At 47.6% G+C, this 14545-nt stretch carries 9 protein-coding genes; 3 read left to right on the forward strand and 6 right to left on the reverse strand.

The features are described from left to right. Window positions 1-51: 51 nt before the first annotated feature. On the forward strand, window positions 52-1827 hold the full coding sequence (gene aspS, locus PJI16_02690; protein MDT3776464.1) for an aspartate--tRNA ligase: 1776 nt from the start codon (window positions 52-54) through the stop codon (window positions 1825-1827). Here the strand turns inward: aspS and PJI16_02695 are convergent. Next, window positions 1824-2855, reverse strand: a complete 1032-nt coding sequence (locus PJI16_02695) for a molybdopterin-dependent oxidoreductase (GenBank protein MDT3776465.1) — start codon at window positions 2853-2855, stop codon at window positions 1824-1826. The two genes, aspS and PJI16_02695, sit on opposite strands and share 4 nt — an antisense overlap. A gap of 95 nt (window positions 2856-2950) precedes the next feature. On the opposite strand from PJI16_02695, the gene PJI16_02700 reads away from it, so the two are divergent. After that, the gene (locus PJI16_02700) at window positions 2951-3967 is read left to right on the forward strand and encodes an SDR family oxidoreductase (GenBank protein ID MDT3776466.1); all 1017 of its coding nucleotides are present in this window, start codon (window positions 2951-2953) and stop codon (window positions 3965-3967) included. A gap of 138 nt (window positions 3968-4105) precedes the next feature. Continuing rightward, entirely contained in the window at window positions 4106-5296 is a 1191-nt protein-coding gene (locus tag PJI16_02705) for an amidohydrolase (protein MDT3776467.1), read from the forward strand. Between the two features lie 281 nt (window positions 5297-5577). Here the strand turns inward: PJI16_02705 and PJI16_02710 are convergent, their stop codons facing one another. The 5 genes from PJI16_02710 to PJI16_02730 form a co-directional block, all read right to left on the reverse strand. After that, window positions 5578-5922, reverse strand: a complete 345-nt coding sequence (locus PJI16_02710; protein MDT3776468.1) for a hypothetical protein — start codon at window positions 5920-5922, stop codon at window positions 5578-5580. 91 nt (window positions 5923-6013) lie between these two features. Beyond that, the gene (locus tag PJI16_02715; protein MDT3776469.1) at window positions 6014-7432 is read right to left on the reverse strand and encodes a TolC family protein; all 1419 of its coding nucleotides are present in this window, start codon (window positions 7430-7432) and stop codon (window positions 6014-6016) included. A 75-nt stretch (window positions 7433-7507) separates the two neighbouring features. Further along, entirely contained in the window at window positions 7508-10717 is a 3210-nt protein-coding gene (locus PJI16_02720) for an efflux RND transporter permease subunit (protein MDT3776470.1), read from the reverse strand. A gap of 31 nt (window positions 10718-10748) precedes the next feature. Then, window positions 10749-11843 carry an efflux RND transporter periplasmic adaptor subunit gene (locus PJI16_02725; GenBank protein MDT3776471.1) on the reverse strand — a complete coding sequence of 365 codons (1095 nt, stop codon included), beginning with the start codon at window positions 11841-11843 and terminating at the stop codon, window positions 10749-10751. 1157 nt (window positions 11844-13000) lie between these two features. Then, the gene (locus tag PJI16_02730; protein ID MDT3776472.1) at window positions 13001-14533 is read right to left on the reverse strand and encodes a proteasome accessory factor PafA2 family protein; all 1533 of its coding nucleotides are present in this window, start codon (window positions 14531-14533) and stop codon (window positions 13001-13003) included. Window positions 14534-14545: the final 12 nt, after the last annotated feature.

The raw sequence follows: 14545 nt of genomic DNA on the forward strand, positions 1-14545 counted from the left end.
GTTTCATGTTCTCCCATCAAAAGCTGACAGGTATTGGAAAGGATCCTACAGTTGAAACGATCACATCATTGCGGTGAACTCTCCTTGGATCACGTTGGCCAAACCGTGACTCTGGCAGGCTGGGTGGCTAGCCGTCGCGACCATGGCGGAGTGAGGTTTATTGACCTTCGCGACCGCTACGGACTCACACAAATCGTGTTTGATTCAGAAAAGGAGCCCACGGTACATCAACTAGCCGATCATCTTCGCAATGAGTACGTCATCACCGTCACAGGTGAGGTGACGCTGCGACCTGAGGGATCAGCCAACCCCCACATCCCGACCGGTGCCATAGAAATACGAACAACAGCACTCATCATTCTCAATGAAGCCAAACCCCTCCCCTTTGCACTTGACGATACCATCACCACCTCAGAGACCCTTCGTTTAAAGCACCGGTACCTGGACCTTCGACGGCCAAAGATGCAAGAACTTCTTCAACTCCGCAGTCAGGTGTCACATCTCGTGCGACAATTCCTTCACGCCAATCAATTCATAGAAGTGGAAACACCCATTTTAACGAAAAGCACACCGGAAGGCGCACGGGATTATCTCGTACCGAGTCGAGTCAACCCAGGTGATTTTTTTGCACTTCCCCAATCGCCGCAACTCTTTAAGCAGATTCTTATGATTGGGGGAACTGATCGTTATTATCAACTGGCCCGATGCTTCCGCGATGAAGACCTCAGGCTGGATCGACAACCAGAATTTACGCAAATCGATGTCGAAATGTCGTTCGTGGATCAGGAAGATATCATGAACCTGATCGAACATATGGTCAGACTTGTCTTTAAAGAGACCAAGAGCATTGATTTCCCCACCCCGCTGCCTCGGCTGTCCTTTGAAGAGGCCATGGGACGCTATGGAACGGACAAACCGGATCTCCGCTTTGATCTTCAGCTCCAAGACCTGAGTCAATTTTCCACAACCTGCGATTTTAAAGTCTTTCGGAGTGCAGTGGAAAACGGGGGGATCGTTAAAGCCCTTATCGTTCCTGGGGGAAACGCCTTCACCCGAAACCGGATAGACAATCTGATTGATACGGCGAAAGAATTCGGGGCCAAGGGGCTAGCCTGGGTCAAAATTAATGATGAGGGCAATCTGGATTCCTCCATCGCCAAATTTTTCAAGACTCATGCCCTACGTGAAGCGCTCCCCTCGGCCAAATCCGAGGACCTGCTCATATTTGTCGCAGATCAAGCGCCCATCGTCCATCAAGTCTTAGGACGCCTTCGCCTACTGCTGGGAGAGGAGCTTCAATTGATTGACCGAAACCGGTGGGAACCCTTGTGGGTCATGGATTTTCCCATGTTTGAATATGACGATGCCGCCAAACGGTATGTCGCGCTGCACCATCCGTTTACGGCTCCTCACCCAAATGATATCCCGCTTCTGGAAACCGATCCCCTCAAGATTCGAACTCAAGCCTATGACCTGGTGTTGAATGGCTTTGAGTTAGGGGGAGGGAGTATTCGAATTCATGCGCCACAAGTTCAGTCAAAAGTCTTTGACTTACTCAACATCTCCAAAACGGAGGCTCGTGAAAAATTTGGATTTCTCTTAGATGCCTTGGAATCAGGGGCCCCGCCTCATGGAGGCATCGCGCTGGGACTTGATCGGTTGGTGATGTTACTCGGCAAGACGGAATCGATTCGAGAAGTGATCCCGTTTCCTAAAACACAGAAGGCTCAATGCCTGATGACCGAAGCCCCCTCCCCCGTCACACTAGAACAACTACAGGAGCTCTCTATTCGCACGACGGCTAAAAAGCCTGACAACCCCGTTTAAGCGTTCAGTACATCCAGAACAATGGAATGCAATCCCGTTGCCCCAGCTGGCTGTGGTCTCGTGATTTCCGAGGTTTGGATCTTTCCCTTGGTATCGATAGCCCTGATAGACACCATGTGCTTGCCAGGTTTTGGCGGACTCCAATCATAATTCCAGATCACCCAGGTTAACGGAGACAGGGGTGGTTCGATTTCCGCAGACACCCATGTTTTCTCCTGATCAAAACTCAGTTGAACTTCACTGATGCTCTCCGGTCCCCCGTAGGCAATCCCGCGCAAGCGTTGTCGAAGGCCTTGTAACGACTGATAATGACCAGGGCTATCAATGCGGGAAAAAATATGAATAGTCCCATCATCCGTCCAACCTTTTTGCTGCCAGTAGCCCAGGTAGTCTCCGTTATAGACTTCGATTTCCGTAATCCACTTCACATTTTTTATCCCGTAGAGACCTGGAACAATCAGGCGAACAGGAAAGCCGTGATCCTTGGGAAGCTTTTCCCCATTCATCAGATAGGCCAACATGACATCATCTTCCATCGCCCTGGAAAATGGAATGCTGTCGGAATACCCGTCAGCCGCTCTAAAAATCACATCCCTGGCAATGTCTTCATCAGCTCCGATGTTTTGCAAAAGTTTTTTGAGGGAAATTCCTCGCCACATGGCGGTCCCCAAGCTACTCCCGCCTGGAAGCGTATCAATGCACATCAGGGTCACAGCCTGATCAAAGGATTCCCAGTTGAGCAAATCACGCCACTTCATAACCACAGGGCGTTCCACGGCGCCTTTGACCACCATTTTCCATTGCTCCACATCCAGGTCCCGCGTAAAGTTGTAGGAAGCATCCATGAAATTCACGGTATAAAATTTATCGTTCGAGGTAAAATATGTGGTCTCTCGTGGAGGGACCGCAAACATCGACCCCATATCGCATCCAGGAAGGCCGAAGCCAATGGAAGCCAGTCCCCCAAGCTTGAAGAGAGCCCGACGAGACAGAGGAAAAGAAAAAGGAGAATGGTTTGAAAATGGCATAGACATTACCCTATTATCTAACACTCTTGCAGCTTCGGACAAGGTCTCCCGTTCATTGGTTCACACAAATTCAGAAGTATAGAAGGAGAAATCGCATGCGGATATTCATAACCGGAGGCGCCGGATTCCTAGGAAGTCATTTATGTGAAACGCTTATCCTTCAAGGACATTCAGTCATTTGCCTGGACAATCTCCTTACCGGACGCACAGAGAATATCAGTGCCCTCATGGGCCATCCGGAGTTCTCATTTATTCACTACAATGTCTGCGATTACCTTCATGTCGACGGACCAGTCGATGCCGTCATGCATTTTGCCTCACCGGCAAGCCCACAGGACTATCTGGAATTTCCCATCGCCACCATGAAAGTCGGTGCATTAGGCACGCACAAAGCCTTGGGCTTAGCCAAAGCGAAACAGGCGCGATTTCTTCTAGCCAGTACCTCTGAAGTGTATGGGGATCCACTGGTCAACCCACAGCCTGAAACCTATTGGGGCAATGTCAATCCCATTAGTCCCCGTGGGGTGTATGACGAAGCCAAACGATTTGCCGAAGCCTTAACCACCGCCTATCATCGGTTCCATGGCCTCGATACTCGAATTGTCAGAATTTTCAATACCTATGGTCCACGGATGCGCCCAAAGGATGGGCGGGTGGTGTCCAATTTTATCGTTCAAGCATTACAAGGCCATCCGTTAACCGTGTATGGCGATGGGTCTCAGACCCGTAGCTTTTGTTACGTTGATGATCTGGTCGCAGGAATTGTTGCCCTTCTCCAGGCCCCGGCGGACGAACTTCGAAAGAATCAAGAATTTCAGGATTCGGTACGGTTCGGATTAACTCAAGCTAACCTTGGATCTATCCATGACCCAGTTAACATAGGCAATCCACATGAGCTCACGGTTATGGATATTGCCGAGACAGTGATCAAACTCACCAACTCATCGAGCACGATTACGCAACACCCCCTCCCCATCGACGACCCCAAAGTGCGCCGGCCCAATATCGAGAAGGCCAAAACCCTGCTTAAGTGGGAACCTCGGATTACTTTAGAACAAGGCCTCGACAAAGCCATCGACTATTTCCGCTCTCATTTCGACCTCGCAAAGTGAATCAAGGATTAGAGGTTGATCGATTCCGGGAAATCTGTACCCCATTATGGGCTCGATAAGCCCGCGTTCCGCCAATGCTCCGACTGCAACTGATCTGGGCCAGTGGACAGAGACACCTTGCCACCATAGAATAAAAACATGCAGAACATTCGTCATGACCACATACTTGAAGGCATTTTAGTCACCCTTCGCGGTTCCCTTGCGGCTTGCCCGGAAGTAGCCGGATCAGAGGTCATGACCTCAACACTTATCGCAAACTTTCTGCATTCCTATGCACCAGACAAAATCCTGACTCATCTCGGTGGTTATGGAATCGCAGCGGTTTATGAGGGACAACATCCTGGGCCAACGGTGATGATTCGATGTGAACTGGATGGCCTTCCTGTAGAAGAAGCAGACAAAAACCAATGGCTCGTTCCTGGAGCGAACATCGCCCACCGATGCGGTCATGACGGACATATGGCCATCGTGGCGGGCCTGGCACCCCTGCTTCATCGCACGCCACCAAGCTGTGGCCGAGTGGTGCTATTATTCCAGCCCGCAGAGGAAACAGGGGCAGGCGCACGGGCGATTATCGATGATCCGAATTTTGAGAAGGTCCGGCCGGACTACGCCATAACTATGCATAATCTACCAGGCTTTCCCAGCGGGCATGTCGTGTATCGAAGGGGGACATTCGCCAGTGCATCTGTCGGAATGAGAGTTCGTCTCCTTGGTCAAGCGTCCCACGCGGCCGAGCCTGAACAAGCTCGGTCACCTGCAAATGCGGTCGGACAGCTACTCGCTGAACTCCCCCGATTGAGCAGAATCACGGACAATCCCTATCGTATGCTCACGTTGACTCATGCCCAGCTGGGGCTCATGTCGTTTGGGCTTACACCGGGAGAGGCGACCGTGTGTGCCACGCTGCGTGCAGCTTCTGCGGCGAGCCTTCAAACCTTGCAACGCGAAGCTGAACAGTGTGTTCGCGATTGTGCCGCAGCGGAACTGCTCTTTGCGGAAGTCGAGTGGGTGCAGGATTTTCCAGCGACCGTCAACGATGATGCCTTGGTTGATACCTTGGAGCGCGTGTGTCTGGATGCAGGAATTGTGGCCATTGAAATTCCCAAACCGTTCCGCTGGTCGGAGGACTTTGGGCATTTTGCCGAGATTTGCCCTATCCTGCATTTCGGACTCGGCATTGGTGAGCATGCACCGGGCCTCCATCAGCCGGATTATGAGTTCTGCGACGAGACGATCCTGATTGCCGTGAGTGGTTTTTATGAAATGGTCAAATCGCTTTTAATCGGATATGGAAATCGAGGAGAGAATGCCGCGACGGGTACCTGATCAGGTTCGAGAAGATCGCCAAACCTACTTCTACTAAGACAGTAATTCCAGAGACAACTCTAATCAACACCAGAAACCGGTGGAGGGATCTACGAACCGTTCAAGGATTCGGCCGGAACCATCGTCAAAATAGACAGGAATAGGCCTGACGGGTTGCTTGATTTCGGGCGAGTACGACACAACAGCAAAAGGGAGAAGGCTGCACGACCATTTCCATTAGCCTTCTTAATATATCTTGCTTAATTGGACAGTACTTTAAGAGAAGGGCGACAAGACAATCCTCATCGAATTTTCAGGGACTTTGGAGGTGTTGGAGGAGTTGGTGGAGTTGGAAGCGTGGTGTCGCCAATACTTGTCGAAGAGCGAGAAGGTTGAATGTCAAAATTTCGAGGTAATGGTAATGCCGAAGACGAGGCCGAATTTTTCAATGTTTGAGCAAGACAAATTTGTAGTTGCGCGATGGCTTGTATGGTAAGGGTGGTAGAATCGTTCGCATAATCCGTGGCCAGCTTTCGGCAAATGACCCCTTCCACAGCTTCCTTGACTTCGAACACATCGGCCAAACCCAACTCCGTAAAGACCATAACCCCAAACAACGCTCTAAAGAACACCGCCTCTATTTTCATGCATCATCTTCCTGGTCGAAGGACATTAAAAATATCCATCCCCTACCGTGTTTTCAACTCAATCCAAGAAAGATTCCAATAAGTAGGGATTTTATTTCCATCCACCGCCTAATGCCTTGTAAATTTTTACTGCCGCGATACGAAGTTGCTTGGCAAAATTGATCAATTCGAGATCGGATTGCAAGGTATTCCGTTGTGCAGTGAGGACCTCCAGGTAGGTTGCCCGGCCATATCTATAGAGTAAGTGTGATGTTTCAACGGATTGTCGCAACACTTCGTTTTGTTTCTTTTTCAGAATATTGATTTTTCGCAAGTTATGAATATTAGAGAGCTCATTGGCCACTTCCACATAGGCGTTCAAAATTGTTTTTTGGTAGTGATACATGGCAGTCAACTGATTGGCTTCGGCATTATTGAACTGTGCTTGTAACGCGTTTCTATTAATAAGTGGTGCGACCAACGTGCCTACGGCGGTATAGGCGATTGAGGCAGGGGCCACAAATAAAAAATCGGGATTGAATGCCTGAAACCCAAAACTTGCCGTGATGTTAAAGCTTGGGAAAAATGCAGCCTTAGCTACTTTCAAATCGAAATTACTGCCCTTGATCTGCAATTCGGCTTCACGAACATCCGGGCGGTTTGCCAATAATTGTGAAGGAACACCCGATGCAATTTCATGTGGAATTTCCGAGAAATATTGGCCTTTGGTCCGTTCTATAGTTTGGGGATAGCGGCCTAACAAAAAGTTTATGTGATTTTCGGTGATCGTAATTTGTTGCAGGACCTCTTTTTCCAAAATACTGGTATTGAGCACTTGAGCCTTGAATAGTTCCACGGCTAATTCAGTTGCCCTGCCGGCTTCCTTTTGCAGTTCAACCACCTCCAACGATTCGTACTGTGTGTGGAGGGTTTGCCTGATGATGTCCAACTCATTATCCAAAGCCTGCAATTCGTTATAATAGATGGCTACATCCGCTACGAGATTAGAAACGACAAAGCTCGTCCCTTCGATACTGGCCAGAAATTTCGCCATTGCGGAACTGCGCTGGTTTTGCAACTTCCCCCAAATATCAACTTCCCACGATGACTGTAAGCCCACAAAAAGATCAGGCAAGTTAGCGGGAATTTGTTGACCTGATTTAAAGTCGGTCGTCGCGTTCCCTGCCCCGTCCATGGTGTACAGTCCGTATCGGCGAATGGCGGTTCCTACACCCAAACCCATTGTCGGCATCAGTGCCCCTGTGGCTGCCCGGACACTTGAACGAGAAATTTCAATTCGCTGCAAAGCCATTTGCAAATCAAGGTTATTCTCAATGGCAGTCTCAATTAATTCATGGAGGAGCGGGTCAACAAAGTAATCTTTCCATTGGATGTCAGCGATATTCGTGGTATCTGTTTTGTCCTTAAAGCTTGTTGGTATTTCGTTTTCCTGAATGGCCAGATCGGTCTTCAGTCCTGTGCAGCCATTAAAAATTAGAACCAGGAACAAAATGATAAGAAAGGAATACATATGACGTTTCATTGTGTATAAGAAAAAATTCTAAAATTCGTTAAAAATGGACTGAGTTCCCTGACGAAACGCGGACTATTGAAGTTTGGCTAACCTGCGGGCAAGTTTAAACCTCGACTTAAAACTCAACCGGGACGCCTTCCCTGTTTTCGATCTTTCCTCTCGATTTTTGCTCTCTCCCATCGTTGCAAGCACCACATATAAGCCCGGGATAAGAATCACGCCGAAAATGGTCCCGAAAAACATACCTCCCGCCGCCGCAGAGCCAATGGTATTGTTTCCGATCTCACCGGCTCCCGAGGCAAACATCAATGGAAGGAGCCCGGCAATAAATGCGAATGATGTCATCAATATTGGACGCAAACGCAGTGCGGCCCCCTCAATCGCTGCTTCAAAGGCGGTTTTTCCCCGTTTCTGCTGCAATATGGCAAATTCGATGATCAGAATGGCATTTTTACCGAGAATGCCAATCAACATGATCATCGCGATTTGAGCGTAGATATTATTTTCCAAACCCATAATTAACAGGAAAAATAAGGCACCAAAGATCCCAACGGGTAGGGAAAGAATGACCGGCATGGGCAGTAAAAAACTCTCATATTGTGCGGCGAGGAGTAGATACACAAATAATAAGCAAATCAGAAAAATGTAAATGGCCTGATTGCCCATTTGGGCCTCATCTCGTGATGACCCTGCCCAATCGTATCCAAAACCTTTCGGCAATTTACTGGCAGCCACCTCCTTGATGGCGGTAATAGCCTGCCCGCTGCTGTACCCTTTGGCAGGCTGACCATTGATCATGGCTGAGGGGTACATATTGTAACGGGTCACCTGCTCAGGACCATAAATTTTTTCAACGCGAAGAAAAGAAGAAAAGTGGACCATTTCCCCTGTGTCATTTTTGATATATAACTTCATCAGATCATCAGGTTCTGCACGAAACTCTGGAAGCGCCTGGACCATGACTTTATACATCTGGCCGAAGCGGATGAAGTTGGTCGCATACACACTGCCAATCAGTGCTTGAAGGGTATTCATCGCATTTTCAGCCGTGACTCCCTTTTGAGCCGCCTTCTCGCCATCGATATGAAGCATAAACTGAGGAAAACGTGCATTGAAGGTGGTAAAAGCATTAGCGATTTCCGGCCGTTTGTTAAGGTCATCGACAAAGGAATCAGCCGTTTTTTGCAATTCCTCAAGGGTGCCCGAACCGGTTTTGTCTAACAACCGCATTTCAAAACCGCTGGAATTCCCATAACCCGGCACAGGGGGGGGGGTAAAAAATTCAATGCTGGCATCTTTAATATGTTTGGTTTTTTCTTCAAGAAGGCTGATAATTTCATTATCGGAAGCCATTCGTTCATTCCATTTTTTCAAACTGATCAGATTCATTCCGTAGACGGCACCCGTACCTTCCGACAGGATGCTGAACCCTGCAAGACTTGAGACTGAAGTAACATCCTCCAATTCTGAGGCAATTTGCTGCACTTCATCGACAACTTTTTCCGTGCGTTCAAGAGTCGCGCCTGTTGGAGCGGTGACATTGGCATAAATCGTGCCTTGATCTTCATTAGGAATAAAGCCCGAGGGAACAAACGCCCCGATCAAACCGGTGCCCACGGAAAAACCAAGCAGAACCCCAAAAGTGATAATCCTTCTGTTCCCTATCGCGCTAATGAGTTTTTTGTAGTTATCAGAAAGATTGTCATACCACCGATTGAATCCATCAAATAATTTCTGAAGTCGCGATGGTTGAGGGTGCTCGCTGTTGTGGGTATTTTTAAGAAACACGGCACAAAGCGCGGGGGTCAGTGTGAGCGCGGTTATCCCTGAAAGAACAATAGAGCAGGCCATAGTCAAAGAAAACTGCCTGTAAAAAATTCCCGTCGGTCCATCCATAAACGCAACGGGCAAAAACACAGCCGACATGACAAGGGTAATGGCCATAATGGCCCCACTAATTTCATGCATGGCTTCCTCGGTAGCTTGCTGGGCTCCAATTCCTAAACCCTCCATCTTGGCATGAACCGCTTCAATCACCACAATCGCGTTATCGACCACAATACCTATGGCAAGAACCAACGCAAAAAGAGTAATGAGATTCAGAGAAAAACCCATCATGTGCATGAAGAAAAATGTGCCGACCAGAGATACCGGTACGGCCAAAATAGGGATGATGGTGAGCCGAACATTCTGCAAAAAGACAAACACCACCAGGGATACCAGAAGAAAGGCTTCAACCAGGGTTGTCAGGACTTGATGAATGGAGGCATCCAAAAACTGAGAAACATCATAACTGAGGCTGTAATCCATCCCTGGAGGGAATGACGTCGATTTAATTTCCTCCATTTTCTCCTTGATCGTATTGATCACCTCCTTGGCATTACTTCCGGGGCGCTGTTTTAACACAATAGCAGCGGAGGCTTGTCCGTTTTCCTTGGAGAGAACATCATAATCCTGGGAATCGAATTCAATGTCTGCGACGTCTTTTAGCCGCAGAATTTCCCCATCATCCGTACTACTTAACACCAAATCTTCATAAGCTTCTTTTGTATTGTGTTTGCCGGTATATTTCAACACATACTGAAGGGCCTGGGCGTTCTTATTCCTACCTGAGCTTTCGCCAATTTTACCCGGCGCAGCTTCTACATTCTGGGCCTGTAATTTTTCGATAACCTCGAGAGCTGAAATGTTGTACATGACTAATTTATTGGGCCTTAGCCACACACGCATGGCATATTCCCTTGATCCCAAAATTTCAGCAAAACCGACGCCATCAATTCTTTTCAGCTCCTTCAGGACATTGATATCAGTGAAATTGTAGAGAAATTTTTCGTCTATCGTGGGATCCAGACTGAGTATGTTGATATACAACAACATACTGTTTTGTACCTTTTCGACGATCACTCCGGACTTAATCGCCTCTGGGGGTAACTCTTCCAAGGCGGAAGCCACTCTGTTCTGAACGTTGACAGCGGCTATCTCCGGGTCGGTCCCGGCCTTAAAAATAATCTGGATAAGGCTGGTGCCATCATTCCCAGAAACCGACGCCATGTAGGCCATGCCAGCGACACCATTAATGGCTCGCTCAAGTGGAGTCACCACCGCCTTGACCACCGCCTCGGCATTCGCACCAATAAATTTTGACGTCACATTGACTTCGGGAGGAGTAATATCGGGAAACTGAGTAACAGGGAGTTGGGTAAAGGACAATAAGCCCAGCAATGTGATGAAAAGAGATATAACGATGGAGAGAACCGGACGATGAATAAATATTGCAGTCATAGGTATCTAATGTTTCTCAATCTTGACTGCTTCACAGCATGGCGGTGGCAATATCAACATGAACAGGGTGCACCTTGTCTCCATTCATCACATTCTCCACACCCTCGAACAGGATCTGTTCGTCTTCAGACAAACCCGATTCCACCACGTACAAATTTGGCAGTCGCATTTTAGAAACAATATTCCTTTGTTCCAGCACATTGTCTTGATTCACCACGTACACATACAATTGATCTTGGATTTCAAATGTTGATTTTTGAGGAATGAGCAACGCATTTTCCAGTATTTTATGAACAATGACCTTCCCATTTGCCCCCTGTTTTAATAGTCCATCGGGGTTGGGGAATCTGGCCCTGAACGCAATATTCCCTGTTGAGCTGTCGAATTCACTTTCAATCATTTCTATCGTTCCTTCATACCCATAAAGGACTTGATTGGCGAGCTCAAAGCTCACAACCTTGGTCCCTCGTTCTCCAGAAGCAATGTAATTAAGATAATCGACTTCTGAAAGGTTGAAATAGGCGAATACCTCACGATTATCAGACAGTGAGGTTAAGATGTCTCCTTCGGCTATCAAACTTCCTACTTTATTTGGAATACGGTTAATGAAACCGTCAAAGGGAGCTCGTATTTTTGAAAACGAAAGGTTTAATGCTTCCTGCTCTTTGTTGGCCATCGCTTCTTCCACGTCGGCTTTCAATGCATCTACCTTGGCTTGAATAACATACAGCTCCGATTTAGACACAATATTTTTTTCTACCAACACGGTCACGTTTGCTAGTTCAACTTTGGCAACCTTCAGGTCTGCCAAGGCACTTCGATACGCCGCGTTCGCTTTTTGCAATTCCTTTTCAAATACGTTATTGGTCAAGGCAAACAATAACTGCCCTTTCTTGACCGGTTGCCCTTCATCAACATAGATTTTTTCAATATAACCTCTAATCTTACTTCGTATCTCTACATAATTCACCGATTGAATTTGGGCGACATATTTGCTGCTATATTCCGCGTCTTCTACGACCGGATAAATCACCTGATGAGTATCGACAGTTTCAGCCTCTTTTTTATACGTGCAGGATACCGTGAGCAAACAGACTGAAATAAACAGAAATGGGCTAATTTTCATTTGAGTGTTTCTTCTATGTGAAATCGTGAACAATGGAACGAATTGAGCTCTCTTGATTCGATCAAATACCGATGGGGTTCCCAACCAGAGAAACTCTTCAGTGCAAAGAAATTGAGCCTGCACACGAAATAACGCCTACTCATAGGGAGAAACAGAGCCCAATCCAGTTGAGTAAAACAAGTGGAGGAGTCCGACACCCCATAACTAAAAAACCTATGCGTAAATATATTTTGGGTACAGCCTTACAGATATGGAAAGCACAGAAAGAAAAAATACACTTCCTCAAATCAAAACAAATCCGATTTGAGTGCAGGTAGGGATACACAATCGACAATCAGCATCCCCAAGAACACCATAGATCAAACCTAGGATTTTTTCCGCACCGACACTGGCTTTCCTCAACGTGAGTCCAAATGTTCTCTGCAATGACAGACAACGGGTTTTCATGGAAATGAAATAAAGCCCGATTGAGGACATAACGCAGGCGCCATAAATTTCATCCAGATTGCCAGCTACCTATTTTCTCTGAGAATTTGGGCCTCCCTCCCTTAATCACAAAATAAACCTATCCCAATTCATTTCATAAAAACAAAGCTCTCAGTTATCGTTGTTGCAGCCTCGACTTCCTGACATCGTGCGGATGGGACATTCCCACAAATTGGTTTCATTCGTGCGAGGTCAAAACTACCATGGCTATAAACTCCATGGACATTTAATGTTATGGCTTTCAAGACCAAACTGGACAGAACCATACCTAGGGATTTCATCCTTTCCTAAAGATAAAGAGAGCAAATTATGAGCCACAGCCCTCACCTTCGAGACGGGCTAAAAACTTCCAATAAATTGGTGGTAATTATAGGGCGCCATTTGAAAAATGATCCTTACATGTCAGGATGCCACGATCTATCACGCTATCCTCCACTAAACCACGAAAAACCGATATTTAAGCATATTGTTTTATTACCTGGAGTTCCTATCCTGAAGGATCAGCTAGCCTAGAACTGATTTCGTTAAAAAATTTTGATAACGCCCTTGACATACGCCTGCTTGCCTTCCCTTACTTAGTTTAAGTTATCACTGTCGAATAATGCAGTAAAGGCGTCAACACTTAATAAACGGCAGACTAAATGGTGCCACCGGCATACTCGGTCCGCGCTTTAGATATCTGGTTTATTAGGGAGAGATTCCATGGAAGGGCGAGAGGACCATTCATCGCAATAATCGCGACTTTCCTGCACATAGCTGCGAAAGGGATCGGCCATGACAAAAGCCGGACTCCCCTGAAGTTGCAAAACCGACCAATTGATGACATAAGGTGGCCGGCGCGGATCATGATGGCCTGTCGCCTTCTCTAAGAAATCTGCCCACCCTTCCTTAACGATATGGCGAATGATTTCTGATCGCCCGAACGCACGGGTATTTCGTGGTGGATGACCTTTCGCCAACTCGACCAGGTCGTTCGTCGTAAAGCGCGGCGCATCGCCTTCTTCTGCCATGCCATGGTACAGCCCTGCCTGTGGATCGACATTGTGATATTCCAAATCCAAACTTTTCAACCAGGGATCGTCCCATTCCAATTTCTCTGCTTCCCGAAAGGTTTCCAGCAACGAGAGCTTGGAGGCCCAATCAACCCGGCCCACCACCTCCTGATACCCTTTGTGTAAATCCTTCACGACCGATTCCCAATGGGCCAGAACCCAATCTGTTTCCTCATCCTGCCCGGCATAGTGTTTATCAGCGGCTTTCCAAAATTGCTCCTGGATATCCAAGGCAGAAAGGTGCTGGCCGGTTGAGAGAGTGACCATCCATTTTTGCTGAGGGTCGCGGGAGATGGCTCGCAAGGTCTGGACAGGATCATCGAAATCCAACCCTTGTGGGGCATGCCCTTCTTCGATTAATTGCAGGACCAATCCGGTTGTACCCATTTTCAATAGGGTGGCCTCTTCTGCCATGTTCGAATCGCCCATGAGCAAATGCAAACGCCGGAACCGTTCGGGGTCGGCCAAGGGCTCATCCCGGGTATTTACAATGGCCCGGTTGTGTTGGACCCATTCAAAAAAATCGTTGACGATGTAATCCGGACGCTGGGAAATTTGATAGACCACCCCCTCTGCCGCTGATCCCCGTGACCGGTCTCTCCCACGCCCTTCAATATCGTCCAGGTTAATCCAGCCATCCACGGAACGTGCCATCCCGATTCGGCCGGCGCCGGTAAAGACCTGGCGTGTCACAAGAAAAGGCATTAGTAACCCTAATCCTTTATAAGTAAAGGGAAAATCTCGCGTGACCAGGTAGTTTTCATGGCAGCCAAATGTCGCGTCTGTCTCATGATCAATATTATTTTTTATGATCGACACCAACTCAGAAAGCCCTAGTTCATCCAGACAGTCCTGCAATAGCCAATCTCCGGCACGGTCCACAGCCACGAGATCCCACAACGAATGGCATTCCGGCGAGGCATATTCAAGATGTCCCATATCGACATACATCCGGCCTGCGTTGAGCAAAAAGCCTCCATTGCCTGGAGGTTCATCATGCCCACGATAATGCCAATCAATCACGCCATGTTTTTTCTGGCCAAACAAATATTCAATGATCCGGCGTGCGACCCAGGAAGGAGACACGTCCGGTTGATCGGCCTTAATGAGCAGGCCATATTCGGTTTCAATGCCGAAGATTCGATTATGCATAGGAATCTCACT

It is taken from the genome of Nitrospira sp. MA-1, from assembly GCA_032139905.1.
Taxonomy (GTDB): domain Bacteria; phylum Nitrospirota; class Nitrospiria; order Nitrospirales; family UBA8639; genus Nitrospira_E.

Excerpts from the sequence above, each read along its gene's own strand:
- PJI16_02695 (MDT3776465.1), bottom strand. The coding sequence starts at position 2,855 with ATGCCATTTTCAAACCATTCTCCTTTTTCTTTTCCTCTGTCTCGTCGG.
- PJI16_02700 (MDT3776466.1), top strand. The coding sequence starts at position 2,951 with ATGCGGATATTCATAACCGGAGGCGCCGGATTCCTAGGAAGTCATTTA.
- PJI16_02705 (MDT3776467.1), top strand. The coding sequence starts at position 4,106 with ATGCAGAACATTCGTCATGACCACATACTTGAAGGCATTTTAGTCACC.
- PJI16_02710 (MDT3776468.1), bottom strand. The coding sequence starts at position 5,922 with ATGAAAATAGAGGCGGTGTTCTTTAGAGCGTTGTTTGGGGTTATGGTC.
- PJI16_02715 (MDT3776469.1), bottom strand. The coding sequence starts at position 7,432 with ATGTATTCCTTTCTTATCATTTTGTTCCTGGTTCTAATTTTTAATGGC.
- PJI16_02720 (MDT3776470.1), bottom strand. The coding sequence starts at position 10,717 with ATGACTGCAATATTTATTCATCGTCCGGTTCTCTCCATCGTTATATCT.
- PJI16_02725 (MDT3776471.1), bottom strand. The coding sequence starts at position 11,843 with ATGAAAATTAGCCCATTTCTGTTTATTTCAGTCTGTTTGCTCACGGTA.
- PJI16_02730 (MDT3776472.1), bottom strand. The coding sequence starts at position 14,533 with ATGCATAATCGAATCTTCGGCATTGAAACCGAATATGGCCTGCTCATT.